At 59.2% G+C, this 25,973-nt stretch carries 21 protein-coding genes; 5 read left to right on the top strand and 16 right to left on the bottom strand.

Features of this window, described 5'->3' with window-relative positions; all coding sequences use genetic code 11:
* Positions 1-865 (top strand): membrane-bound lytic murein transglycosylase MltC (gene mltC / locus QMM04_RS09380; protein ID WP_282996062.1); only part of this gene is annotated, 865 nt, incomplete at its 5' end.
* A 68-nt stretch (positions 866-933) separates the two neighbouring features.
* Here mltC and QMM04_RS09375 read toward each other — a convergent pair.
* The gene (locus QMM04_RS09375; protein ID WP_058757120.1) at positions 934-3,081 is read right to left on the bottom strand and encodes an ornithine decarboxylase; all 2,148 of its coding nucleotides are present in this window, start codon (positions 3,079-3,081) and stop codon (positions 934-936) included.
* A 560-nt stretch (positions 3,082-3,641) separates the two neighbouring features.
* Here QMM04_RS09375 and QMM04_RS09370 point away from each other — a divergent pair.
* Positions 3,642-4,634, top strand: a complete 993-nt coding sequence (locus tag QMM04_RS09370; RefSeq protein ID WP_282996061.1) for an MDR family oxidoreductase — start codon at positions 3,642-3,644, stop codon at positions 4,632-4,634.
* 16 nt (positions 4,635-4,650) lie between these two features.
* On the opposite strand, the gene QMM04_RS09365 is transcribed toward QMM04_RS09370, so the two are convergent.
* From QMM04_RS09365 to QMM04_RS09345, 5 genes are read right to left on the bottom strand one after another with little or no spacing between them, the layout of a single operon-like run.
* A complete protein-coding gene (locus tag QMM04_RS09365; protein WP_282996060.1) occupies positions 4,651-5,430 on the bottom strand; it encodes a heme ABC transporter ATP-binding protein in 780 nt (259 codons plus the stop codon).
* A complete protein-coding gene (locus QMM04_RS09360) occupies positions 5,423-6,424 on the bottom strand; it encodes an iron ABC transporter permease (RefSeq protein WP_282996059.1) in 1,002 nt (333 codons plus the stop codon). The genes QMM04_RS09365 and QMM04_RS09360 overlap by 8 nt, the downstream gene beginning before the upstream one ends.
* Complete coding sequence (locus tag QMM04_RS09355; protein WP_282996058.1) at positions 6,417-7,241, bottom strand: ABC transporter substrate-binding protein; 825 nt, start codon at positions 7,239-7,241, stop codon at positions 6,417-6,419. The genes QMM04_RS09360 and QMM04_RS09355 overlap by 8 nt, the downstream gene beginning before the upstream one ends.
* Entirely contained in the window at positions 7,238-8,269 is a 1,032-nt protein-coding gene (locus QMM04_RS09350; RefSeq protein ID WP_282996057.1) for a ChuX/HutX family heme-like substrate-binding protein, read from the bottom strand. Before QMM04_RS09350 ends, QMM04_RS09355 begins: the two co-directional genes overlap by 4 nt.
* A 50-nt stretch (positions 8,270-8,319) precedes the next feature.
* Positions 8,320-10,686, bottom strand: coding sequence for a TonB-dependent receptor (locus QMM04_RS09345; protein WP_282996056.1), 2,367 nt, complete (start codon positions 10,684-10,686; stop codon positions 8,320-8,322).
* 342 nt (positions 10,687-11,028) lie between these two features.
* Between QMM04_RS09345 and QMM04_RS09340 the strand changes: the two genes are divergently transcribed.
* Complete coding sequence (locus QMM04_RS09340; RefSeq protein WP_021506610.1) at positions 11,029-11,316, top strand: SelT/SelW/SelH family protein; 288 nt, start codon at positions 11,029-11,031, stop codon at positions 11,314-11,316.
* 5 nt (positions 11,317-11,321) lie between these two features.
* Here the strand turns inward: QMM04_RS09340 and QMM04_RS09335 are convergent, their stop codons facing one another.
* The 4 genes from QMM04_RS09335 to dnaK form a co-directional block, all read right to left on the bottom strand.
* Positions 11,322-11,861: a PadR family transcriptional regulator gene (locus QMM04_RS09335; protein WP_282996055.1), complete on the bottom strand. Its 540-nt coding sequence runs from the start codon at positions 11,859-11,861 to the stop codon at positions 11,322-11,324.
* 85 nt (positions 11,862-11,946) lie between these two features.
* The gene (locus QMM04_RS09330) at positions 11,947-12,720 is read right to left on the bottom strand and encodes a siderophore-interacting protein (protein WP_282996054.1); all 774 of its coding nucleotides are present in this window, start codon (positions 12,718-12,720) and stop codon (positions 11,947-11,949) included.
* 416 nt (positions 12,721-13,136) lie between these two features.
* A complete protein-coding gene (dnaJ, locus tag QMM04_RS09325; RefSeq protein WP_021508663.1) occupies positions 13,137-14,273 on the bottom strand; it encodes a molecular chaperone DnaJ in 1,137 nt (378 codons plus the stop codon).
* Positions 14,274-14,376: 103 nt separating this feature from the next.
* Entirely contained in the window at positions 14,377-16,287 is a 1,911-nt protein-coding gene (dnaK, locus tag QMM04_RS09320; RefSeq protein WP_282996053.1) for a molecular chaperone DnaK, read from the bottom strand.
* A gap of 297 nt (positions 16,288-16,584) precedes the next feature.
* Here dnaK and satP point away from each other — a divergent pair, with 297 nt between their 5' ends.
* Positions 16,585-17,145 carry an acetate uptake transporter gene (gene satP / locus QMM04_RS09315; protein ID WP_058757128.1) on the top strand — a complete coding sequence of 187 codons (561 nt, stop codon included), beginning with the start codon at positions 16,585-16,587 and terminating at the stop codon, positions 17,143-17,145.
* 39 nt (positions 17,146-17,184) lie between these two features.
* Here satP and QMM04_RS09310 read toward each other — a convergent pair whose 3' ends face one another.
* From QMM04_RS09310 to tal, 3 genes are all read right to left on the bottom strand, one after another.
* A complete protein-coding gene (locus QMM04_RS09310) occupies positions 17,185-18,495 on the bottom strand; it encodes an MFS transporter (RefSeq protein ID WP_058757129.1) in 1,311 nt (436 codons plus the stop codon).
* A gap of 113 nt (positions 18,496-18,608) precedes the next feature.
* Entirely contained in the window at positions 18,609-19,196 is a 588-nt protein-coding gene (gene mog, locus QMM04_RS09305) for a molybdopterin adenylyltransferase (RefSeq protein ID WP_021508659.1), read from the bottom strand.
* A 123-nt stretch (positions 19,197-19,319) separates the two neighbouring features.
* Positions 19,320-20,273 (bottom strand): transaldolase, encoded by a 954-nt coding sequence (gene tal / locus QMM04_RS09300; RefSeq protein WP_282996052.1) that lies wholly within the window; start codon positions 20,271-20,273, stop codon positions 19,320-19,322.
* A gap of 213 nt (positions 20,274-20,486) precedes the next feature.
* Between tal and yaaA the strand changes: the two genes are divergently transcribed.
* Positions 20,487-21,260 carry a peroxide stress protein YaaA gene (gene yaaA, locus QMM04_RS09295; protein WP_058776217.1) on the top strand — a complete coding sequence of 258 codons (774 nt, stop codon included), beginning with the start codon at positions 20,487-20,489 and terminating at the stop codon, positions 21,258-21,260.
* Positions 21,261-21,379: 119 nt separating this feature from the next.
* Here the strand turns inward: yaaA and thrC are convergent, their stop codons facing one another.
* The 3 genes from thrC to thrA form a co-directional block, all read right to left on the bottom strand.
* The gene (gene thrC / locus QMM04_RS09290; RefSeq protein WP_021508656.1) at positions 21,380-22,663 is read right to left on the bottom strand and encodes a threonine synthase; all 1,284 of its coding nucleotides are present in this window, start codon (positions 22,661-22,663) and stop codon (positions 21,380-21,382) included.
* Positions 22,664-22,666: 3 nt separating this feature from the next.
* Positions 22,667-23,596 carry a homoserine kinase gene (gene thrB / locus QMM04_RS09285; RefSeq protein WP_031279903.1) on the bottom strand — a complete coding sequence of 310 codons (930 nt, stop codon included), beginning with the start codon at positions 23,594-23,596 and terminating at the stop codon, positions 22,667-22,669.
* Positions 23,597-23,598: 2 nt separating this feature from the next.
* On the bottom strand, positions 23,599-25,973 hold a 2,375-nt coding region (thrA, locus tag QMM04_RS09280), incomplete at its 5' end, for a bifunctional aspartate kinase/homoserine dehydrogenase I (protein WP_282996051.1).

Genomic DNA, 25,973 nt, shown 5'->3' with positions numbered 1-25,973 from the left:
TTACACCCGCAGTCACATCAACTTCGACAGCGGTAGCATCACCATTGAGACCATTTCCGGCACCGATCCGATGGCCAGCCTGCGTCAGGCCATCATCACCACGCTGTTGATTGGTGACGATCCGGGCAACGTCGATCTCTACTCCGACGCCAACGATATTCAGATCAGTAAAGAGCCGCTGCTGTACGGCCAGGTGCTGGATAACACCGGTCAGCCGATCCGCTGGCAGGGACGCGCCGGTAACTTTGCCGATTACCTGATCCAGAACAAACTGCAGAAACGCACCTCCGGGCTGCACGTCATCTGGTCGGTGACCATTCCGATGGTGCCTAACCACCTCGACAAACGTGCGCACAAATATCTGCCGCTGGTGCGCAAAGCGGCCGAACAGTATGGCGTTGATGCCTCGCTGATTCTGGCGATCATGCAGACCGAATCGAGCTTTAACCCCTATGCGGTAAGCAACGCCGATGCGCTGGGTCTGATGCAGGTGGTACAGCATACTGCCGGGGTCGATGTGTTCCGCATGAAAGGCAAATGGGGTAAACCGAGCCGCAGCTATCTGCTCGATCCGGCCAATAACATTGATGCCGGTACCGCATATCTGTCGCTGCTGCAGAAGAGCTATCTCGGCGGGATTCAGGATCCGCTGTCGCGCCGTTACGCAGTGATCACCGCTTATAACGGCGGGGCGGGCAGCGTGCTGCGCGTGTTCTCCAGCGATAAAGACCGCGCCTTCGCCACCATCAACGGCATGTCACCGAGCCAGGTGTATCAGACGCTGACCACCAATCATCCGTCGGCCGAGTCGCGCCGCTATCTGTACAAAGTGAGCCAGGCACAGCGCAGCTACCACCGTTATTGATTCGCGCTCATCGCCACCTTCTCCCGCCTGCGGGAGAAGGTGGCGTGCGATGGGGGAACAGCCCCCTCCTACAACATCATATTCGCCACTAACCGCTTGTGCCCGCTGTCATCCTCCTCGGTGTAAACCCCCTGCAACTCCGGTGAAAAGCCCGGCAGCAGATTGATACCCGCTTCCAGCGCGAGGAAATAGCGCTGCACTGCCCCGCCCCAGGTTTCGCCTGGCACCACGCACAGCACACCCGGCGGATACGGCAGCGCCCCCTCGGCGGCAATGCGCCCTTCGGCGCTGGCGATCGGCACCAGCTCAACGTCACCGCGAATATACGCCTGATGCGCATCCTGCGGATTGACCTCGACCTTCGGGAAACACGCCTGACGGAACATGTCGCGCTGCAGATCCTTAACGTCGTAGCTGACGTACAAATCGTGCATCTCCTGGCACAGGCGACGCAGCGTGTAGCCCTGATAGCGCTCGACGTGCCTGCGATACACGCTCGGCAGCACTTCGGCCAGCAGCGCATCCTCACGCACGTGCTGTTCAAATTGCTCCAGCATCGCCACCAGATGCGCCATTTTTTCCGGCGTTTCCGCTGGGGTCAGCAGGAACAGGATTGAGTTGAGATCGCACTTCTCCGGCACGATACCGTTCTCGCGCAGATAGTTGGCGAGGATGGTAGCCGGAATGCCAAAGCGGGTGTATTCGCCGCTGGTGGCATCGATGCCTGGCGTGGTGAGCAGCAGTTTGCACGGGTCCACCAGATACTGTCCGGCATCGTAACCGGCAAAACCGTGCCACTTCGCGCCCGGTTCGAAGCTGAAATACGCCGGATCGGCGGCGATGGTGGCGGTTTCTGCCGCCTGCCATGGCTTGCCGTGCACCTGCTCCGGCAGGAAGGGCTGAATCAGGCTGCAGCGCTCAAGGATTGCTTTGCGTGCCTCAATGCCCAGCGTGACGCAGTCGTGCCACATGCTGCGCCCCGCTTCGCCCTGATGCATTCTGGCGTTGATATCCAGCGCAGCGAACAGCGGATAGAACGGGCTGGTTGAGGCGTGCAGCATAAACGCGTTGTTCAGGCGCTTGTGTGGGCAGAAGCGTTTCTGGCCGCGAATATGGTTATCTTTCTTGTGAATCTGCGAAGTCTGCGAGAAGCCCGCCAGCTGCTTATGCACCGACTGGGTGACAAAGATCCCCGGGTCGTTCTCGTTAAGCTCCAGCGTCAGCGGCGAGCAGCCGGCCATCAGTGGAATAAACTGCTCATAACCCAGCCATGCCGAATCAAACAGAATGTAGTCACACAGATGCCCGATGCGATCCACTACCTGGCGCGCGTTGTATACCGTGCCATCGTAGGTGCCAAGCTGGATGATCGCCAGCCGGAACGGACGCGGCTGATCCGCGCGCTGTGGCGCGACCTGGCGCACCTGCTCGCGCAGATACGTCTCGTCGAAACAGTGCGCATCGATGCCGCCAATAAAACCAAACGGATTACGCGCCGCTTCCAGATAAACCGGCGTGGCGCCCGCCTGGATCAGCGCACCGTGGTGGTTAGATTTATGGTTATTGCGGTCAAACAGCACCAGATCGCCGCGCGTCAGCAGCGCATTGGTCACCACTTTGTTGGCGCTGGAGGTGCCGTTCAGCACGAAGTAGGTTTTATCGGCGTTGAACACGCGCGCGGCATATTTCTGCGCATCCTTGGCCGAGCCTTCGTGGATCAGTAAATCGCCCAGCTTGACGTCCGCGTTACACATATCGGAGCGAAAGACGTTCTCGCCGTAGAACTCATAAAACTGACGTCCGGCCGGATGGCGGCGGAAAAACGCCCCGCCCTGATGGCCCGGACAGGCAAAGGTGCTGTTCTGCATATCGACATAGCGCGTCAGGGTGTCGAAAAACGGCGGCAGCAGTTCCGCCTCGTACGCCTGCGCCGCCTGCTCCAGCGCCTGCCACTCTTCCGCTGCGCCGTTGATCTCTCCGGTCACGCCCGGCAGCGTCAGCACCGCGTCATCAAAGGCGTTCGCGACAAACACCGGCAGATTGAAGCCAGTCTGGCGCAGCAGCGTCAGCACGCCGCTGCGTGTATCGGCCAGCGAGACCACTACCGCGGCCACGTCGGTGAAATCGGTATTATCCAGCGTCACCACGTCGCGCGCGGTGTTGAGACTCAGGCTTGGCGCTACCGCTACGCTGGCAGCAATTTTCAATGGGTTCATAACACAAATCCCCGTAATGAAGGATGAGTGGGTGCCAGTGGCACAGCAATGAGGAAATTTCCCCGGCGAATAACGTCCGGCAGCCGCAACCGATAGACATCAGTAAAGCCAGATCGCGTCTGTCTTTACTCATATCCAACAGCGAACGGGGCGTAGCCTCACCGCATAGTGAGCGGGAAATGCGAACAACAGATGACAGAGGCGCGCTTGTCATGAAGCGCACGGCGACAAGTGCAGATGTGCATTGTACCGGGCATGGCGGCGTCCTCAGCAATGAAGATGGGAAATAAATTCGGGCGACATGATGGCATCTTTTTTTCCCGCGAACAACCAATCAGGGCGGAATTTTGATGCAGAACGCCAATGTGCTACTTCATTGATTTAAATGAATAATAGTTAAGGCGTCTATTTTTAACTGCCTGAATAGTCGAAGATTACGCAAAGTTATGCAGAATGTAACACCGGTGCGATAGCGACCGCCTGCCGCGCCCATCCGCCTGGCACTCCCTGCGGCAGAAGCGTACTATGGAGCGCACTTCTCCCAACCAGCCGGAGGCTGCATGTTCAAGGCACTGGTCATTGAAAATGATGAACAGGGATACCGCACATCCCTGCAGGATCTGTCAGAGCAACAATTGCCCGATCAGGATGTTACCCTCGAAGTAAGCTACTCCACCCTCAACTACAAAGACGCGCTGGCCATCTGCAATAAAGGGCCGATTGTGCGCCAGTTTCCCATGGTGCCGGGCATCGATTTTGTTGGCCGGGTGATCCACAGCCGTCATCCGGAGTGGCAGCAGGACGATGTTGCGCTGCTCACCGGCTGGGGCGTGGGTGAAAAACACTGGGGCGGGCTGGCGCAGAAAGCCAGCGTCTCCGGCGACTGGCTGGTTAGCGTCCCGGCGGCGCTCAGCCCGCTGCAAACCATGGCGATTGGCACCGCCGGCTTTACCGCGATGCTGTGCGTGCTGGCGCTGGAAAAACAGGGCATCACACCGCAGCACGGTCCGGTGCTGGTTACCGGTGCCAGCGGCGGCGTGGGCAGCTTCAGCGTGAGCCTGCTGGCGCGTCTCGGCTATGAGGTGGTGGCATCCAGCGGCCGCGCCAGCGACAGCGCCTACCTGCTCGATACGCTCGGCGCCTCCGCGATTATCGACCGTAACGAACTGAGCGCGCCCGGCAAACCGCTGGCGAAAGAGCGCTGGGCCGCCGCGATCGATAGCGTCGGCAGCCACACGCTGGCCAATGTGTTAGCCGGGATCCAGCGCGACGGCGTGGTCGCCGCCTGCGGCATGGCGCAGGGCCTCGATCTGCCCACCAGCGTCGCGCCGTTTATTCTGCGTGGCGTTACGCTGGCCGGCGTGGACAGCGTGATGTGCGCCAAACCGCTGCGTCAGCAGGCGTGGCAGCGTCTGGCGGAGCTGGTTGACGGCGCGCTGCTGGAGCAAATGGCCAAAGTGATTCCACTGAGTGAGGCGCGCGCAGGCGCAGAACAGCTGCTGGCGGGCCAGGTGCGTGGGCGGCTGATTGTCGATTGCCGCCAGGCGCCCTGACCCGGTGCAGGTGCAGTTATGGCCGCAACTGTATCTGCGGCCGATCCTGCGCTGGCGGCGTAACCACCTGCAGGTCGGCCCGATACCAGCGCGTCAGGATCGGTTCGGTCATTACCGCGTGCGGCGCGCCCTGCGCCACCAGCTGGCCGTGGTGTAACAACAACACCCGATCCGACCACAGTGAGGCCAGATTCAAATCGTGCAGCACCGCGCAGACGCTAAAACGGCCATTGCGCGTCAGCCGGTGCAGCAGGCGCAGAGTGGACTGCTGCCAGTAGAGATCGAGCGCGGAGGTGGGTTCATCCAGCAACAGCCAGCCGCGCGGGCCGTCGTCATGCCACAGTTGCGCCAGCACCCGGGCCAGCTGCACGCGCTGCTGCTCCCCGCCCGACAGCGAGCGATAGTCGCGCTGCGCCAGCGGCGCGCTGCCGGTTAACTGCATCACCTCCTGCACCACCGCCTGGCAGTTACCGGTCGGCCAGGGTGCGCGCCCCATCGCCACCACGTCGGCAGCCGGCAGCGGAAAGGTGACGCTGTTTTGCTGGCGCATCACTGCCCGGCGCTGCGCCAGCGGTTCGCGCGGCCAGGCCGTTAGTGGACGATCGCCCAGCCAGCATTCGCCGGCGTCCGCGTGCAGAAAGCCGGTCAGCAGCCGCAGCAGCGTCGACTTACCGGCACCGTTAGGGCCGATCAGGGCAACCATTTCGCCCGGCGGTAGCGTCAGGGAAATATCATCGATTAAGGTACGCGTTCCCCGGCAAAACCGCAGTCCGCGCGCCTGCAACTGCTCACTCATTCAGCCCCCTTTGCTGGCGCAGAATCTGCCACAGGAACCACGGCCCGCCCAGCAGACTGGTTAGCAGCCCGACCGGCATTTCGGCCGGAATCACCACGGTGCGCGCCAGCGTATCCGCCAGCAACAGCAGAATCGCTCCCGCCAGCGCCGCGCCCGGCAGCAGCCAGCGGTGGTCACTGCCGAGACAAAAACGCATCACGTGCGGCACCACCAGCCCGACAAAACCGATAATGCCGCTGACCGCCACCGCCGTGCCCACCAGCAGCGCACTCAGCACCAGCAGCTGGCGCTGCGTGCGTTTAACATCGACGCCCATATAGTGCGCGTCCTCTTCGCCCAGCTGCAGCAGATTGAGGCGACGCGCGCGCGTCTGTACCAGCAGCAGCGCCGGAACAATCAGCAGCGCACACACCAGCAGGCTCGGCCACTGGGCACCCGTCAGGCTGCCCATGCCCCACAGCGACAGCTGACGCAGCTGCTGGTCGTTGCTCAGCCACGACAGCACGCCAACTGCCGCGCCGCACAGCGCATTAATCGCAATGCCCACCAGCAACAGGCGTGGCAGCTGGCCCTGCGCCAGCCGGCTAAAGCTGAAGATCAGCAGCGTCACTACCAGGCTGCCGGCAAACGCTGCCAGCGAGGGCAGCCACAGCGTCAGCAGCGGCGGCAGGCTGACCGGCAACACCACTGAGAGCGCCACCGCCAGCCCGGCACCGCTGCTGATACCCAGCAGTCCGGGATCGGCCAGCGGATTACGAAACAGCCCCTGCATCACCGCGCCGGACACCGCCAGCGCCATGCCAGTCAGCACCGCCAGCAATACGCGCGGCAGGCGAATTGTGAGCCAGATTTGCCAGGCCAGATCGCTGAGCGGCGCCTGCCACAGCGTGCGCAGCGACAGCGGCATCGCGCCGAGGTTGGCCGCCAGCAGCATGCACGCCAGCATGCTGATACTCATTAACATCAGCCAGCGCATCATCAGGCGGTTAATCATGCTGCGCGGCTTCCGCCGCATGGCGCAGGCGCAAAATCGCGCCCGGCGTATCAAGGCCGAAACTCAGCAGCGCCATCTCATCAATTACCAGCAGCGCGTGATGCTGGCCGGCCGGCGTCAGCTGCAGGCCCGGCAGCGCCCACACCGCCTGTTCGCCACCCAGCGTGCGCAGCCCCTCTTCGCCGACCACCACCAAATCCGGTGCTGCCGCCACGACGCCCTCCTGTGACAGCTGCTGATAGTGCGGCACCGCGCCCATGGCATTGACCAGGCCGGCAGCGCGAATTGCGCCGTCAGCGCCGGTCTGCGCACCAGCCGCCTGGGTGCGTAAACCGCCGTGCGCCATGATAAACAGCACTTTCACCGGCAGCGGCTGCTGCGGTAGCTGCGCACGCTGTTTGTTGACCTTGTCGATCAACGCGCGGGCCGCCTGTTCACGCTGCAGCGCTTTGCCAATGGTGGCGATTTTGTCCGTGATGGCATCGAGGCGGTTATCCCCACTGACCTCCACCACCGTTACCCCGGCGTCCGCCACCTGCTGCAACACCAGCGACGGTTTAGCCAGCGCGCTGGCCAGTACCAGCGTCGGTTTCAGTGCCAGAATGCCTTCCGCGTTGAGCTGGCGCATATAGCCGACATCCGGCAGCCTGGTGGCCGCCGCCGGATGCTGGCTGGTGCTGTCGCGCGCCACCAGCTGCGCCTGCGCATCCAGCGCGTAGACGATCTGCGTTACATCGCCCCCGATAGTAATGATGCGCTGCGTCGCCCACGCCGGCAGCGTCAGCAGAGCAAGCAGTGTCAGGATCAGCGCTTTCATGCGGCGGCTCCTGTCGGCGTCAGCGCCATCACCTGCTCGCGCCAGCGTGCCTGTTCCGGCGTGCCCTCGCTGCGCTGGCCGTACAGCTGGGCAATCTGCGTGCCATCGGCAGCAAACAGCTCCAGACTGGTGACGAAGCCATCGCCGCCCGGCTTGCGCGTCACCCAGCTCTCGTGAATGCGATCCGCCATCAGATGCAGCGTGAACGTGGGGTTAAAAACGTTAATCCAGTTATCCAGCGGCACCACTTTCCCGATAGTGCCGGTAAAGATCTGGGTGCAGCCGCGATTGCCGACGAAGATCATGATTTCATTGCCATCCTGCTGCACCTGGGCCAGCAGCGTTGCCAGCGCGGTGTTGCTCACCTGACGCGCTAAATCATCCGGCACCGCGCGAAACGCCTGCGGCCGCGAGAGATGGTGACGCTTCAGCAGGCCAAAGAACTGATGCACATCGGTCATGGCACGCCACTCCGCTTCGACAGTGCCAGCATCCACCCTGTCGCTGAACGGCGTGGCGCTGACCGGCTGCGGCTGCAGCTGAGGCGCGTGCGCCAGCCGGAAGCGCTCAATCAACGCCTGCCACACCGGCATCTCCGTTTGCGCGGTGGTGTAAATTTTCAGCACCGCATCAGCGTGACGATCGAAAATCTGTATGCTCTGCCGTTCGCCGTGCGCGGTCTGCTCGTGCAGGAAGAAAGCACTGTGCCACTGCGCGGGAAACAGACGCTGGTCGAGCGCACGCGGATTAAGCACCAGCCCGCCATGTTCGCCGAGATGCAGATTGCTGTAGGTTCCCACCTGTTCGTGCACCGCCCAGGCATTGCGCGTAATACTTTTGGTCTCACCCACTGCCGCCAGCGCCGTCAGCAGCGCCGGAAAATCGGCGCGCAGCGGCTGCGCGTCGTGGCCCACGCGCGCCTCGCACAGCTGTGCTTCCCCTATGCCCATCAGCGCGGCTAAATCACGCGCGTACATTTTTGGCTGCTGGCCTTTCAGCGCCAGATAGTGTTGATAGCGTTGATGCATTACGCTTGCTCCCGTGAAAATGCCCTGCGCCACCGCAGGGCGAAAAGTGATTAGAAGTCGACGTTCACACCGAGCTGCCAGGTGCGTCCCGGCATCACGGCCAGATTGATGTCGTTGCGCTCCTGCGCGCTGGCGCTGGTCAGCGTGCGGCTGCTGAGGTAATCCCAATATTTACGATCGGTAATGTTGTAGACACCGCCGCTCAGCCTGACATTTTTCGTCAGCTGCCAGTACGCGGTGGCATCGATCAGGCCGTAGCCCGGCACGCGCATGTATTCGCTGCTGGCGTCGCTGATGGCCGCCCCGCTGTTGCTGTAGCTCTCACGGTTGGTGGCGCTGGCCTGTTTGCCTTTGACGAAGGTGGCGGTGAGCGCCGCGCCGTAACCGCGCGCTTTGTCGTCCCACGCGACGCCGACAATCGCTTTTAGCGGCGCGACACTGTCGAGATCGATGTATTTGTCGCCCAGATAGCGGGATTTCGCTTTACCCTCGCTGTAGCCGAGCGCGAACGTGCTGCTCAGGCCATCCACGGTCGGGAACCAGCTGCCGTAGTTGACGCGGGTGCTGATCTCCGCCCCATAAATGTAGGCTTTGTCGCGGTTCTCAGCCTGATAGCTGGTGTAGATGTTGGCCGGAACATTGACGAACATCGCCGGGTTGGTGGCGCGGCGATAGCGGGTGTAGGCAATAAAGTTTTTGTAGGTGTTGTAGAACACCGAGGTATTGAGGGTGATGCCGTCGGTCGGCTGTCCTTTCAGACCCCACTCAAAATTGTTGCTGGTCTCGGTTTTCAGATCGGCATTACCAATCAGCGCATACTGCGCGCTGCCGGCGTAGCTTGAACCAAGGTTCCACGAACCGTACAGCTGGCTGGTGGTCGGGAACTCCACGCCGCGCTTATATTGCAGCCAGGTGGTGAGCGCCGGATTGATATCGTACTGGAAGGTCAGTGACGGCAGCACTTCGGTGTCTGAATTGGTCTTGCCGTACAGTTTTTCCACCTGCTCTTCGGTCAGCACCGTGCTGCCGTTGGTCAGATCGCCGAGGTTCTTCGGTTTGGTGCTTTGATGAATAACGCGCACGCCGGGAATCACCGCGAAATTGTGGCTATCGAGATCGAAATTGATTTTATCCTGCAGATAACCGGCCACGGTCCAGGAACGGCTGTCTGACTGCGGCTGGGTAATGGTGCCGAAGGTGCCCGGGTTCGGCGCCTGGCGGAACGGACGCTCGCTGTTCTCCACGCGCGCGTTGACGCCGCCGCTCAGCTCGTGGCGGCCGAGGGTTTTGCTGGCGCGCGTGTCAAACCCTAAGGTATCGACGTTGTAGTCAGAGTAGACGAAGCCGTACTGACTGGCGCTGGTCGGTAACCAGGTGGTGTCGTGCGCCTCGGTTTGCTGCCAGTAAACCCGCGTGGTCAGCGTATCGATCATCTCGTTGTACGGCGTCCACTCATCAGCAAGATTAATGCCCCAGCGGCGCGAATCGCTCTGCTGTTGCGCAGTGCCCCAAATAGTGTTGCCGCTGCTGCTGTCCCAGGTATCGTAGTGGGTGTGATTGGTTTTGTGGTAGTAATCGAAGGTGGCGCTCAGCTTGTGCTGATCGTTTGGCTGCCAGATGCCCGACGTCATAAAGGCATCCGAGTGCCAGTTGGCCGGGTAGGCGTCTTTTACGCCGCTGTTGTTGCGCGTCTGCTGGCCGTCGCGGCGGCTGTAGACAAACAGGCCGCGCAGTTCATCATCCCCTGCCGCCGCAGTGATGCCGTTGTGCCAGCTGCGATCTGCCGAACTGTAGTCGCTCTGATAACCGAAATAGTGGGTTTTATCGCTGCTGAGGTAGTCGTCCGGCGACTTGTTATGAAACGATACGTTACCGCCGATGGCGGTGTTAGGTTGTTCCACCGATGTAGCGCCCTTCTCAATTTCGACGCTGCCAAACATATACGGGTCGATGTAGTCGCGACCGATACCGAAGGTATTGTTACCGGCGCGACTGACGTACGGACGACCGGTGGCGTCCGGTACCGGAATGCCATCAATATCCAGACCGACACGGTTACTTTCCAGGCCGCGAATGTTGTAGCCGGTATAGCCTGCACGGTCAAAGCCGCTTTTACCGGCTGACGAACCGCCCGCCGCGCCAGTGGCGCTGACCAGCGGCTCATAACGCATGATCGAACCGAAGTCATTGGCGCCGCGTTTTTGCAGATCGCTGGCGGTGAGCGTGGTTTTGCTGCCGGCCTGTTGCTTAGGTGCGGTAACGGTCATTACCGGTTCATTGCTGCTGTTGTTCTCTGCGGAACGCGCCAGCGTACTGCTGTCGCTGGCGGCATAGCTGCAGGCTGCGTGAATGGCTGAAGCAAGGACAGCGACGTTAAACAGACGCTGCCGGAAATTTCCCTGAAGGTTGAAATACATGCGCGAAATACCTGGTTAATTGTTAGTATTCGCTCACTTATTTGCTGCCAGAAAACCACGGCTTTATGCTAAAAGCCGAGAAACAGCGCGTCACGCTGGCCAGATAATGTTATCGATCCCGGCACCTGTGGCACAGTGTCGTGCGCGCTTCAGTGCACAGCTGCCCTGCGTCACTGGCCGCAGCGCCGCAGGGATGCCTGTGGGATTTATAGAGAGTCAAATGATGGCGAAAACAATTTAATGCAATTGGTAATCATTATCAATATCATTTGCATCAGGATGTATCTTTGTGCGCACAATTTGTTAACCTGTGTTTAATCAGGCACTAACAGGAGGGATAAGATGGCAGATAAACCGGCAGTAACCATTCACTACTGTACTCAATGTAACTGGCTGCTGCGTTCGGCGTGGATGGCGCAGGAGCTGCTGCATACCTTTGCCGGCGATCTCAGCGCGGTCACGCTCCAGCCCGGCAGCGGCGGCGTGTTCGAGATCAGCATTGATGGTCAGGTAATTTGGGAACGCAAACAGGAAGGCGGCTTTCCCGATGCGGCAGCACTGAAGCAGCGGGTGCGCGATGTCTGCTGGCCGGATCGCGAACTGGGGCACGTGGACAAGAAGAAACCGTAACGCGCTTAGCTGTTGGCGATCTTCTCTGCCGCGTCCTGCAGCGCCGCCACGACAATTTCCACCGTGGCCGGTGAAATCTGCTCCTGCGACAGCCGGTGATTGAGCGTATAGCGAAGCGTATGGATCGCCTGCTCTACCTGCGGAATGCTGCGGTTGTTAACCAGGATCGCCAGCGAAGTGAGCCGCCCGATAATCACCGCCACGTTTTCGCCATTTTCCGCCAGCAGCGCGCGGCCCGCATCGTTGAGCGCGTAGGCTTTGCGCGTGGCCTGGGCATCCACCACGCGAATGGCGTCCATCTCTTCCAGCAGCGTCAGGTTCGGATAAATAATGCCGGGGCTGGGGGAATATTCGCCTTTCGACAACTCTTCCACCGATTTGATCAGCTCATAACCGTGCGCCGCGCCGCTGGCCAGAAAGTGCAGCATCAGCAGGCGAATATCACTGGCATCCAGCATCCTTTCGCGCCGCTTTCTGCGTGCGCCGGCACAGCTGGCACGCTGTGCCGCATCGGCGTGCGCTGGAACATCCCGCTGCTGTTTCATCGCCTTCCCGGGGTCAGTTGAGGGAGGTTGATAGTAGTCTGGTGCCTGGTAAAATTCAACACAGGCGGCAGCGGGCGGGCGCCGGTTATTTCTGATGCCAGTAAGCGACGGCGCGCACCAGGTCGCTGTGCGCCGCACGTTGCTGCGTAAAGTAATCGCTCAGCTGTTTCACCGCCGCGCCTTCGCCGGTCAGCCAGATAAAGTAGTCATCAGCAGGCAGCACAATCGGGTCCAGCAGCGGCGTCAGCGCCTCAGCCTGCATGTTGCCGCTGCCGAGCCAGCTCACCGTGACGTCCGGCAGGTCGCCAAGATACGCGCGGCCGATTGACTCATCAACACAGGCCAGCAGATGAATCTGCTGTGCCTGCATTTCCTGATAGCGGCGCTTAAACGCCGGCAGACCGGTCTCATCACAGACATAAATCTGACAGGCATAATCCACCGGCACGACGCATGAGCCGCGCGGGCCGCCCATCGCAATGCGATCGCCCGGCTGAGCGGCACTCGCCCAGCTGCTGGCGACGCCGCCGTCGTGGATGTAAAAATCCAGCGTCAGCGAATCGCTGCCGTTAAAGGCCAGCGGCGTATAGTCGCGCGCCGCCGGACGTACGCCGTCAGGCCAGACGATGCCTTCGTCGGTCATGTGTGGCAGCGCCAGCGCACCGCCCAGCGTATCCGGGAAAAAAACTTTGATGTGGTCGTCAAAAGAGGGCGAGTGGAAACCCGCCAGATCGCTGCCGCTAAAGACGATGCGCCAGAAGGCATCGGCCACCCGCGTTTTGCTGGCGACGGTGATGTGACGGAAGCGTAATTCATTGCGCACGCGTTGTGGAGCGCGATGGTGAGTCGGGTTTGGCAACGTTTCTCTCCCTGCAGCGACGGTCCCGCGCTACTGCGCTGCCGCACACCGCTGATGGTGCATGTTATCGAAAATCATTCTCATTAAACGCCTTGCAAGATACCTATGATATATTTTCGACGCAATGCCGAAAAATGCTATTGGCGAAAACGGAACCGGTTTTTGCAATGTGAGGGGGCGTTTGTTGGCGGGGATTTTCACGGCTTGAGGTAGTCGCAAGCCGCACGATATTTGTAGCGGCGCGATTTATCGCGCAATAAATTGCGTCACTAGCGAAAATGCTGCCGTTTTGACAGGAGGTGAGCTGTTAAAGCGTTGAATGACTAAAAACAATGCCGTTGAATATTTGCACGGCAGAACTGCGCATAAAAAAAGCGGAGAGTTGCCTCTCCGCTTGTTACTGTCTGCGCACCCGATTAGCGGGTCAAATCGTCAAAGAACTTCTTTACGCCGTCGAAGAAGCTTTTCGAACGCGGGCTGTTTTTCTCGCCGGTAGGTCCGCCGAAGCTCTCTTCCAGCTCGCGCAGCAGCGCTTTTTGCTTGTCGTTGAGGCTGACCGGGGTTTCCACCACCACGCGACACAGCAGATCGCCGACCGCACCGCCGCGCACCGACTTCACGCCTTTGCCGCGCATGCGGAACAGCTTGCCGGTCTGGGTTTCTGCCGGCACTTTCAGCTTCACGCGACCGTCAAGCGTCGGCACTTCAATCTCGCCGCCCAGCGCTGCCATGGCAAAGTTGATCGGCACTTCGCAGTACAGGTTGTTATCTTCACGCTCGAAGATCGGGTGTTTCTTCACCGAAACCTGCACGTACAGATCGCCAGCCGGTGCGCCGTGTTCGCCCGCTTCACCTTCTCCGCTGAGGCGGATACGGTCGCCGGTATCGACGCCTGCCGGGATTTTCACCGACAGCGTTTTCTGGCGCTCAACGCGGCCATGGCCGTGACAGGCGTTGCACGGATCTTTAATCACCGAGCCGCGACCGTGACAGGTCGGACAGGCTTGCTGCACGGTAAAGAAGCCCTGACGCATCTGTACCTGGCCCGCACCGTGACAGGTCGGACAGGTCTGCGGCTGGGTGCCCGCTTTGGCGCCGCTGCCGTGGCAGACATCACACTCTTCCAGCGTTGGAATGCGGATCTCTTTGGTCACGCCGCGTACCGCTTCTTCCAGCGTCAGTTCCATGTTGTAGCGTAAATCGGCGCCACGTGAGGCGCGCTGACGGCGACCACCACCAAAGATATCGCCGAACACGTCGCCAAAGATATCGCTGAAGTCGGCACCGCCGCCACCAAAGCCGCCGCCGAAGCCGCCACCACCGCCCTGCTCAAACGCCGCATGACCGTACTGATCGTAAGCTGCACGCTTCTGCGCATCGGTGAGGATCTCGTAGGCTTCCTTGACCTCTTTGAATTTCGTCTCGGCCTCTTTATCGCCCGGATTACGGTCCGGGTGATACTTCATCGCCAGGCGCTTATAGGCCTTTTTGATTTCGCGCTCATCGGCGGATTTTGAGACGCCTAAGATCTCGTAAAAATCACTCTTAGCCATTTTTCTCTGCCCTTAACATGATCGCACGGGCGTGGAGAGATCTCCGACGCCCGTGCTGGTTTCAACGGCTGTCAGGCCAGCCGTCGCGCCCGGTCAGGGGCAATTATTTTTTATCTTTAACTTCTTCGAATTCAGCGTCGACAACATCGTCATCTTTCTTCGCTGAAGCGTCGCCAGCATCCGCTGCGCCCGCCTGGCCTTGCTGCTGCGCCAGTTCCATCAGTTTGCTTGAGACTTCCATCAATGCCTGCATTTTGGCTTCGATTTCTGCTTTATCTTCGCCTTTCAGCGCGGTGTTCAGCTCGGTCAGCGCAGACTCGATCGGTGCTTTGTCTTCAGCAGACAGTTTGTCACCGGCTTCATCCAACTGCTTACGGGTGCTGTGAGCAATCTGGTCACCCTGGTTACGGGTCTGTACCAGCTCTTCGAACTTACGGTCAGACTCGGCGTTAGCTTCCGCGTCACGCACCATTTTTTCGATCTCTTCTTCGTTCAGACCTGAAGAAGCTTTGATGGTGATCTTCTGCTCTTTACCGCTGTTTTTGTCTTTCGCAGACACGTGCAGGATACCATCGGCATCGATATCGAAGGTGACTTCGATCTGCGGCATACCGCGCGGTGCAGCCTGAATACCGTCGAGGTTGAACTGGCCCAGTGATTTGTTATCACCCGAACGCTTACGCTCACCCTGCAGCACGTGAATGGTCACGGCAGACTGGTTATCTTCAGCAGTTGAGAACACCTGGCTGTGCTTGGTTGGGATAGTGGTGTTCTTGCTGATCAGCGCCGTCATCACGCCGCCCATGGTTTCGATACCCAGTGACAGTGGGGTAACGTCCAGCAACAGAACATCTTTCACTTCACCCGCCAACACGCCACCCTGAACCGCAGCACCAACAGCCACCGCTTCATCTGGGTTCACGTCTTTACGTGGCTCTTTACCAAAGAACTCGGTCACTTTGGCCTGAACCATTGGCATACGTGTCTGACCACCGACGAGGATCACGTCGTTAATGTCAGAAACAGACAGACCTGCATCCTGCAGCGCAACTTTCAGTGGCTCAATAGAACGGGTCACCAGATCTTCAACCAGTGATTCCAGTTTCGCACGGGTCACTTTGATGTTCAGGTGCTTAGGACCAGTCGCATCCGCCGTGATGTACGGCAGGTTAACGTCGGTCTGCTGCGCAGAAGAGAGCTCAATTTTCGCTTTCTCTGCGGCTTCTTTCAGGCGCTGCATCGCCAGCGGATCGTTGTGCAGATCGATGCCCTGATCTTTCTTGAATTCGGCAACCAGGTAGTTGATCAGACGGCTGTCGAAGTCTTCACCACCCAGGTGGGTATCACCGTTGGTCGCCAGTACTTCAAAGGTTTTCTCGCCGTCGACTTCGTCGATCTCAATGATAGAGATATCGAAGGTACCGCCACCCAGGTCATATACCGCGATGGTGCGGTTGCCCTGGCCTTTATCCAGGCCGTAAGCCAGTGCCGCTGCGGTCGGTTCGTTGATGATACGTTTTACGTCCAGACCCGCGATACGGCCGGCGTCTTTGGTTGCCTGACGCTGCGCATCGTTAAAGTAAGCTGGAACAGTGATAACCGCTTCGGTTACCGCTTCACCGAGGAAATCTTCCGCGGTTTTCTTCATTTTTTTCAGCACTTCTGCAGAGATCTGCGGCGGTGCCATTTTCTGGCCTTTCACATCCAGCCAGGCGTCACCGTTGTCAGAACCGATGATTTTGTACGGCATGATTTTAATATCACGCTGCACTTCTTCGTCCTGCAAACGACGGCCGATCAGGCGCTTGATTGCAAACAGGGTGTTCTGCGGGTTGGTCACCGCCTGACGTTTAGCCGGTTGACCGACCAGAGTTTCGCCATCCCCGGTATATGCAATGATTGACGGTGTGGTGCGATCGCCTTCGGCGTTTTCAAGCACGCGTGCTTTGCCACCGTCCATAATCGCCACACATGAGTTGGTTGTACCCAGGTCAATACCAATAATCTTACCCATCTAAACGTCTCCCACTTAAATTCTTTGCCAAATTGGGTTGTGAAGCAGAGATGCGGTCACGCTGACCACTTTCAACTGCTGCGGCAGATTTTTTTGCTGCCTCACAATGCTTGATGACAACTAAATGGGGCCGCTTCGAAGCGCATCAAGGGTTAAAACTAAAAAAAATTTAGATTCTCTTACCGCGTGAGATCAAAGTGCGGCAAAAGCCACCTGATTATGATGCAGCGCCCCGCGCCCCACCGCTGTTGGCGCGGGCGTTAAACCAATAAACAATAACGCTGCTGCTGAGGAATTATGGGCAACACCACGCTGGCGAATCCCGCCCCACTGGGCCTGATGGGTTTTGGTATGACCACCATCCTGCTCAACTTACACAACACCGGTCTGTTTGAAATGGATGTGATTATCCTGGCGATGGGCCTCTTTTATGGCGGCATCGCGCAAATCCTTGCCGGGCTGCTGGAGTATAAAAAAGGCAACACCTTCGGCCTGACCGCCTTTACCTCCTACGGCAGCTTCTGGCTGACGCTGGTGGCGATTCTGCTGCTGCCAAAAATGGGACTGGCTGCCGCCGCCGATGGCCATTTCCTCGGCGCTTATCTGGCACTGTGGGGCCTCTTCACGCTGTTTCTGTTCTTTGGCACGCTGCGGGCCGCAAAAGTGCTGCAGTTTGTGTTTGCCAGCCTGACGCTGCTGTTTGCGCTGCTGGCTATCGGCCATCTGCTGGATCACGCGGCGCTGCTGCGCATCGCCGGCTGGGTGGGCATCGTCTGTGGTGCCAGCGCCTTTTATCTGGCGATGGGCGAAGTGCTGAACGAGAAGTTTGAGCGCAGCGTGTTGCCGATTGGCGAGTAATCAACGGCGCGCGGAGCCATGCCGCTCCGCGCGCTTCCATTACGATGAATGCAGCGAGACATCCAGCTGCGCATTAGCCTGGCGGCTGTCATGCCATAACCACAGCGCCACCAGCATGCCGATCAGCGCCAGCGCCAGCACGTACCAGGCCGGCGCCATCGGCGTCAGCGACATCATCAGCGTCACACTGATCGGCGTCAGACCGCCAAAGATGGCGTACGACACGTTGTAAGAGAAGGAAATGCCGGTGAAGCGCACCGCCGCCGGAAACGCCCGCACCATAACAAACGGCACCACGCCGACCACGCCCACGCTCAGTCCCGCCAGACCGTACCAGATGAACAGCATCTGCGGCGTGCCGCCAAGCTGCTGGAAAAAGCTCCAGCTGCACAGCGCCAGCAGCAGCGAACCAATCAGTAAGGTACGCGCCGCACCGTAGCGATCGACAATCCAGCCCGCCAGCACGCAGCCGATCAGCAGCATCACGGTCGCGAAACTGTTGGCCTGCAGACTGAGCGCCGCCGGCACGCCATGCTGCTTCTGCATCAGCGTCGGCGCCATCAGAATCACCACCACAATACAGGCTGATAATAGCCAGGTAAGCAGCATCGACACCGCAATACCGCGCTTATGGCTGGCGAGAATGGTCTGTAGCGGCAGTTTTTCCGCCAGCGCTTTGCGCTGCTGCATCTGACGAAATACCGGGGTTTCATGCAGCCAGCGACGCAGATACATCGCCAGCAGGCCAAACAGGCCGCCGAGGAAGAAAGGAATGCGCCAGCCGTGATCGCGTATCGCCGCCGGCGAGAGCGAAGTATTCAGCACCGTCGCCACCAGCGAACCGAGCAGAATGCCGGCGGTTAAGCCTGCAGTCAGCGTGCCGCAGGCAAAACCGATACGCTTCTCCGGCACATGCTCCGCAACAAACACCCACGCGCCCGGCACCTCGCCGCCAATGGCCGCGCCCTGCAATACGCGCATCAGCAGCATCAGTAACGGTGCGGCAATGCCAATGCTGGCGTAGGTGGGCAGCGCGCCCATCGCCAGCGTCGGCAGCGCCATCAGCAGAATACTCAGGCTGAACATCTTCTTGCGCCCGACTTTGTCGCCAAAGTGCGCCATGATGATGCCACCCAGCGGACGCGCCAGATAACCGGCAGCGAAGATGGCAAAGGTCTGCACCTGACGCAGCCATTCCGGGATGTCTGGCGGAAAGAACAGCTCGCCAATCACCGCAGCGAAGAAGACGAAGATGATAAAATCGTAGAATTCCAGCGCCCCGCCCAGGGCAGCCAGCGCCAGGGTTTTGTAGTCCTGGCGGTTGAGTCGACGCGTTGTCAGCGAATCCATAAGAGTGCGGTATCCAGAGGCCATGTCAGTATAGTTGTAAAGCTTCAGTTACTATACCGTCAATATTTTGCCACACCAGTCACTCTGCATTTTATGCCTGAAAACGGCAATTTTCAGACGTTTGTCTCACGCCGTGCGCTTTTCGGGCGAAAAGCTGCTACCACCTCCGGGTGGGTTTCGACGTAAGGCCCTTCCAGCAGCTGTAAACAATAGGGTACAGCCGCGAAAATCCCTGGCACTTTCACCGTACCGTCATCCGCTTTCAACCCTTCCAGCGTCTCTTTAATCGATTTCGGCTGTCCTGGCAGATTGAGGATCAGCGACTGCTTGCGGATCACGCCCACCTGGCGTGACAGAATCGCGGTCGGCACAAACTGCAGGCTGATCTGCCGCATCTGCTCGCCAAAGCCGGGCATCTCGCGGTCGGCTACCGCTAAGGTCGCATCCGGCGTGACGTCGCGCCGGGCCGGACCGGTACCGCCGGTGGTCAGCACCAGGTGGCAAAAACGTTCGTCGACCAGCTCGCAAATCGCCTGCTCAATCATCGGCTGTTCATCCGGAACCAGGCGGGTGTCAATCTCAAACGGTGTCGCCAGCGCAGCGCTAAGCCAGCTTTCCAGCGCCGGAATGCCCTGATCCTGATAGATGCCGTTAGCGGCCCGATCGGACACGGAAATTAAGCCAATACGTAAAGTATCCATAGAGTTATCGCTGTGTTGACCGCAGGGCGGTGAAAAAAGGGGAATGGCAGAAAGGATAATACAAAGCACCAGCGAGGGAAACGCGAAAACCGTGGCGACCGGCAGCCGCCACGGCACATCACCTTACAGCAGTTCGGCGATCATCTTCTCAAGTTTGCCCTGGTCGATGGCAAAGTTGCGGATACCTTCAGCCAGTTTGGTCACGGCCATTGGATCCTGGTTGTGCTGCCAGAAGAACTCCGCTTCGGTCATTTTCGCTGGACGCGCTTTGACTTCGCCGGTGTAGCTCAGTTTGCGCTCGACCGCACCTTCGCTCTCTGCCAACTCTTTCAGCAGGTTTGGTGAGATGGTCAGACGGTCACAACCGGCCAGCTCAATGATCTCGCCGACGTTACGGAAGCTGGCACCCATTACCACGGTTTCATAACCGTGCTGCTTGTAGTAGCTGTAAATTTCAGAAACAGAGACCACGCCTGGATCTTCGTGCGCAGCGTACTCTTTCTTGTCGGTGTTCTGCTTGTACCAGTCAAGGATACGGCCCACGAATGGTGAGATCAGGAACACGCCCGCTTCTGCACATGCACGCGCCTGCGCGAAGGAGAACAGCAGGGTCAGGTTACAGTTGATGCCTTCTTTTTCCAGCTGCTCAGCAGCACGGATGCCCTGCCAGGTTGAAGCCAGTTTGATCAGGATACGGTCGTTGCTGATGCCCGCATCGTTGTACAGTTTGATCAGGCTACGTGCCTTAGCGATGCTCGCTTCGGTGTCGTAAGAGAGACGTGCGTCAACTTCAGTAGAAATACGGCCTGGGATCAGTTTCAGAATTTCCAGACCAATGTTAACGGCCAGCTTGTCAGAAACCAGTGCCAGCTGCTCTTCTTTGTTGCTGCTCTGCTGACGTGCCCAGCTAATGGCTTCGTCAATCAGTTTGCGGTATTCAGGGATTTGAGCGGCGTTGAGGATCAAAGAAGGGTTGGTGGTCGCATCTTGCGGCTGATAGAGCTTCATCGCCGCGATATCACCGGTGTCGGCGACCACAGTAGTCAGCTGACGCAAGGAAGTAAGTTTGTCCGTCATGGTTCTCTTTCTCTTAGGTTGACTGTCAGGGTGTAAAAGGCTGTTGGGATAATATCACGCACAATTCACTGCGCAACATCACGAAGTGCCTCATTACGATAGCGCTAACAAATGGGAGCGATTTGCCGATCCGTGCAGCTTTTTTGCTACACTCGTCGCGACATTTTTCCCCATCTATCCCCTGAAAACAGCGGGTCAACGAGGACAGACACAATGCTGATGGTTATCTCGCCAGCCAAGACACTGGATTATGAAAGCCCGCTGGCAACGTCACGGTTTACCCAACCGGCGCTGTTAGAAAAATCACAGCAGCTGATTGACGTGGCGCGCGATCTTTCTCCGGCGCAAATCGCTTCGCTGATGGGCATCAGCGACAAACTGGCGCACCTCAACGCCGACCGTTTCAGCCAGTGGCAGCCGCCCTTCTCACCCGATAACGCGCGGCAGGCGATTCTGGCCTTCAAAGGTGATGTTTATACCGGTTTGCAGGCTGAGAGCTTCAGCGAGGCCGACTTTGATTTTGCCCAAAAACACCTGCGCATGCTTTCGGGGCTGTACGGCCTGCTGCGCCCGCTGGATTTGATGCAGCCGTACCGTTTAGAGATGGGCATCAAACTGGCGAATCCGGCCGGCAAAGATCTCTACAGCTTCTGGGGCGACCTGCTGACGCAAAAGCTCAACGACGCGCTGGCGGAACAGGGCGATGACGTGCTGATCAACCTCGCCTCCGATGAGTATTTCAAAGCCATCAAGCCGAAGCAGCTGAATGCCGAGCTGGTTAAGCCGGTGTTCCTCGATGAGAAAAACGGTAAGTTCAAGGTGATCAGTTTCTACGCCAAGAAGGCGCGTGGCCTGATGAGCCGTTACGTGATTGAGAAGCGCCTGACGAAACCGACGCAGCTGAAGAAGTTTGATGTTGACGGTTATTTCTTTGATGCGGCGGAGAGTAAGGGTAACGAGCTGGTATTTAAGCGCCGCGAGCAATAACGCCAGTTTTACCTGAATCGTAGCGGCGCAAATTAATGCGCGTCTGTTAAAAACCCGCGCGTTAAATCGCGCCGCCAGAAAAATGCATAACGGGCCGATGTGACCGGCCCGTTGGGTATTTACTTCAGCAAAAACGCCCGCAGCGCGGCGAAATCCGCCTTCATGGCATGCGACAGCAGCGGCAAATCGGCGCGCGCGGCCAGCGCTTCCGGCAGCGGCAGTGGCTGGCCGAGAATCTCTTCCACGCTCTCCTTAAACTTCGCCGGATGCGCGGTGCCGAGGAACAGGCCAAACTCCCCTTCCTGCAGCTGATCGCGCAGCAGACGATAGGCAATCGCCGCGTGCGGTTCTGACAGGTAACCCAGCTCTGCCAGCTCGCGCATGGTGGCTTTGGTGGTCTCATCCGACACTGCGCCGTAGGCCAGATCGGTCAGGCGCCAGGTTTTGCGGCGGAACAACTCTTCCACGCGCGGCCAGTTGTTAGGCTGGCTGACATCCATCGCGTTCGACAGCGTTGCCACGGTCGCGTTCGGCTGCCACTGACCGTCGGCAAGGAAGCGCGGCACGGTATCGTTGGCGTTGGTCGCGGCGATAAAGCGCTTGATCGGCAGACCGAGCGATTTCGCCAGCAGACCGGCCGTGAGATCGCCAAAGTTACCGCTTGGCACCGACACCACCAGCTGATTACGTTTCTCCTGCGGCAGCTGCGCCACCGCCTCAAAGTAATAGCAAATCTGTGCCAGCAGACGGCTGATATTGATGGAGTTAGCCGAGTTCAGGCCGATGGCTTTCTTCAGCTCTTCATCATCAAACGCCTGCTTAACCAGCGCCTGGCAGGCATCGAAGTCGCCATCGATCGCGATAGTTTCAATGTTGCCGCCCAGCGTACAGAACAGCTTCTCCTGCAGCGGACTGATTTTGCCCTGCGGATACAGGATGACCACGCGCACGTTTTCCATGCCGTAGAACGCGTGCGCCACCGCTGCGCCGGTATCGCCGGAGGTCGCGGTCAGAATGGTGATCTGCTCATCCGCGCCAGACACGTACGACAGCATCTGCGCCATGAAGCGCCCGCCGAAATCTTTAAACGCCAGCGTCGGACCGTGGAACAGTTCCAGGCAGGCCACATCGTCGCTCACCTGGCTCACCGGGGCCGGGAAAGCAAAGGCGTTCTTCACGCGCTCGGCCAGCTGGTGCGCGGCAATTTCATCGCCGATGTAAGCAGAGAGAATCTTGCTGCTGCGGCTGACGAAATCCATCTCCAGCATCGCATCAATGTCGGTCAGCTCGAATTCCGGCAGTTCCAGCGGGAAAAACAGCCCCTGCTGCGAGCCGAGGCCCTGTTTCACGGCCTGCGCGAAGCTAACCTGCTCGTTATGATCCTTAAGGTTGTAGAGTTTCATGCGTTATCCCAGTTTACGTGCGCCAGCCGTATCAAGACGGCAGATATGGACGAAGCCTTCCTCGTTCTGCAGATAGTGCTGGCTCAGCCAGTCCGCCATCCGCTGTGCCGTTGCCATCTCGTTGCAAACGGCGAAAAGTGTCGGGCCAGAGCCCGAAATACCGCAGGCCAGCGCGCCAATGTCGCTGGCCGCCTGCCGCGCCTCCGCAAAGCCCGGCAGCAGTTTGGTGCGATACGGCTCGGCGATCACATCCTGCATCAGTTTAGCCGCCAGCAGCGGCTGACGGGTGTGGCAGGCGTGAATAAAGCCGGCCAGCAGACGACCATGTTTGATGGCATCCTGCTTGCGATACTGCGCCGGCAGGATGGCGCGTGCTTCCGCCGTGGAGACTTTGATGCCCGGATAAGCCATTACCCACAGCCAGTCATCAAAGCACGGCACCTCCTGGCTGATGATCCCGTTCTCTTCAATCATCAGCTGTACGCCGCCGAGGAAGCACGGCGCGACGTTGTCATAGTGCACGCTGCCGGAGATGCGCCCTTCCAGCTCGCCCATCAGCGCCAGCAGCTCGGTGTCGTTAAGCGGCTGGCCGCAGAACTCATTCATCGCCATCAGGCCGGCCACCACCGAGCAGGCGCTGGAACCGAGGCCTGAACCAATCGGCATGTTTTTCTCCAGCGTCATCGCCACCGGAACGTCTTTACCAATCGCCTGGCAGAAACGCTGCCAGCACTGGTAAACGATGTTGTCCTGCGGATCGGCGGGCAGTTTGCTGACAAAGCGCCCTTTATTCTGCAGGCTAAACTGGTCTGCCGCTTCGACCGAGACGCAGTCGCCCAGCAGCGAGCCATCCACCGGCGAAACCGCCGCGCCCAGCACATCAAAGCCGACGCTGACGTTACCTATCGAGGCCGGTGCATAAATTTTTACCATCATTAAACTCCCAACTTCCACGTCAGCGTGCGCAGCAAATCGGCAAACACACCCGCCGCGGTGACATCATTCCCCGCGCCATATCCGCGCAGAACCAGCGGAATCGGCTGATAATAGCGGCTGTAAAACGCCAGGGCGTTCTCGCCGTTCTTCACTTTGTACAGCGGATCGTTGCCGTCCACCGCATCGATTTTAACTTTGCAGGCGCCGCCCTCTTCAATCGCGCCGACGAAGCGTAACACTTTACCCTCATCACGCGCTTTGGCAACGCGCGCGGCAAAGGCGTTGTCCAGCTCCGGCAGCCGCGCCATAAACTGATCGACGTCGGCGATGTCCGTCAGGCTGGCGGGCAGCAGCGGTTCGATGTCGATGTCGCTCAGCTCCAGCTGATGACCCGCCTCACGCGCCAGAATCAGCAGCTTACGCGCCACGTCAGTACCGGACAGGTCGTCACGCGGATCCGGCTCGGTAAAGCCCAGCTCGCGCGCCATGCGGGTGGCTTCGGACAGCGTCACGCCCTCATCCAGCTTGCCGAAGATAAACGACAGCGAGCCCGACAGGATGCCGGAGAATTTGATCAGCTCATCGCCGGCGTTCAGCAGGTTCTGCAGGTTTTCAATCACCGGCAGACCGGCACCGACGTTGGTGTCGTAAAGGAACTTACGGCGCGATTTCGCCGCCGCCGCACGCATCTGCTGGTAGTAATTCCACGACGAGGTATTGGCCTTTTTATTCGGCGTGACCACGTGGAAACCTTCGGCGAGGAAGTCCGCGTACTGATCGGCCACCGCCTGGCTGGAGGTACAGTCGACGATCACCGGGTTGAGCAGATGGTACTCTTTCACCAGACGAATCAGCCGGCCGAGGTTAAACGGCTCTTTGGCTTCCGCCAGCGCCGCCTTCCAGTTGCTGAGGTCGATGCCGTGCACGTTGGTCAGCAGCGCATGCGAATTGGCGATGCCGCACACGCGCAGATCGATATGCTTGCCCTTCAGCCACGCCTGCTGACGGTGCAGCTGCTCAAGCAGCGCGCCGCCGACGCCGCCGACGCCCACCACAAACACTTCGATCACCTGATCGGTGGCGAACAGCATCTGATGCACCACGCGCACGCCGGTGGTGACGTCATCGTTGCTGACCACGACCGAAATGGAGCGCTCAGAGGAGCCCTGAGCAATCGCCACGATATTGATGTTGGCGCGTGCCAGCGCCGAGAAGAATTTAGCGGAGATGCCGCGCAGCGTGCGCATGCCGTCGCCCACCACCGAAATCACCGCCAGCTGCTCCAGCACGTCGAGCGGATCGAGCAGGCCATCTTTCAGTTCGAGGTAGAATTCCTCTTCCAGTACGCGACGCGCGCGCGCCTGCTCGCTCTGCGGCACGCAGAAGCTGATGCTGTATTCGGAGGAGGATTGGGTAATCAGCACCACGGAAATGCCGGTGCGCGACATCGCGGCAAACACGCGCGCCGCCATGCCCACCATCCCTTTCATGCCCGGACCGGAGACGTTAAACATCGCCATGTTATTAAGATTGGTGATGCCTTTTACCGGATTTTCATCCACTTCGCCTTCGCCGCCAATCAGGGTGCCTGGCGCCTGAGGATTGGCGGTATTTTTGATTAAGCATGGAATCTGGAACTGAGCAATCGGCGCGATGGTGCGCGGGTGCAGCACTTTGGCACCAAAGTAGGAGAGCTCCATCGCTTCCTGATAGGACATCGACTTCAGCAGACGCGCATCCGGTACCTGACGCGGATCGCAGGTGTAAACGCCATCGACATCGGTCCAGATTTCACAGCAGTCCGCGCGCAGACACGCCGCCAGCACGGCCGCCGAGTAGTCGGAGCCGTTGCGCCCCAGCACCACCAGCTCGCCCTTCTCATTGCCGGCGGTGAAGCCCGCCATCAGGATCATGTGGTCGGTCGGGATCTGGCTGGCCGCGATACGCCGGGTGGATTCGGCGATATCCACGGTCGATTCAAGATAGTGGCCCACCGCCAGCAGTTTTTCGACCGGATCGATCACCGTCACTTTGTGGCCGCGCGCCTGCAGCAGCGCTTCCATGATGGCTATCGACTGCTTCTCACCGCGACAGATAATGGCGGCGTTCACGGCATCCGGGCACTGACCCAGCAGGCTGATGCCGTGCAGCACCTGTTTCAGCTGGGCAAACTCCAGCTCAACGCGGGTTTTCAGGCCATCGTAATCGAAACCAGGCTGAGCGTCGGCCAGCCCCTGCAGCAGTTCGGCAAAAATGCGTTCGGCATCGCTGATATTCGGCAGCGCATCCTGGCCGCTGATGGTTTTCTCAATCATCGCTACCAGATGATTGGTGATTTTCGCTGGCGCAGAGAGCACGGTGGCAACCTGTCCCT

Origin of the sequence: Pantoea sp. Pa-EAmG (genome assembly GCF_030024295.1) — a bacterium.
Classification (GTDB): Bacteria; Pseudomonadota; Gammaproteobacteria; order Enterobacterales; family Enterobacteriaceae; genus Pantoea; species Pantoea dispersa.
This window is presented reverse-complemented; position numbering and strand designations above follow the sequence as displayed.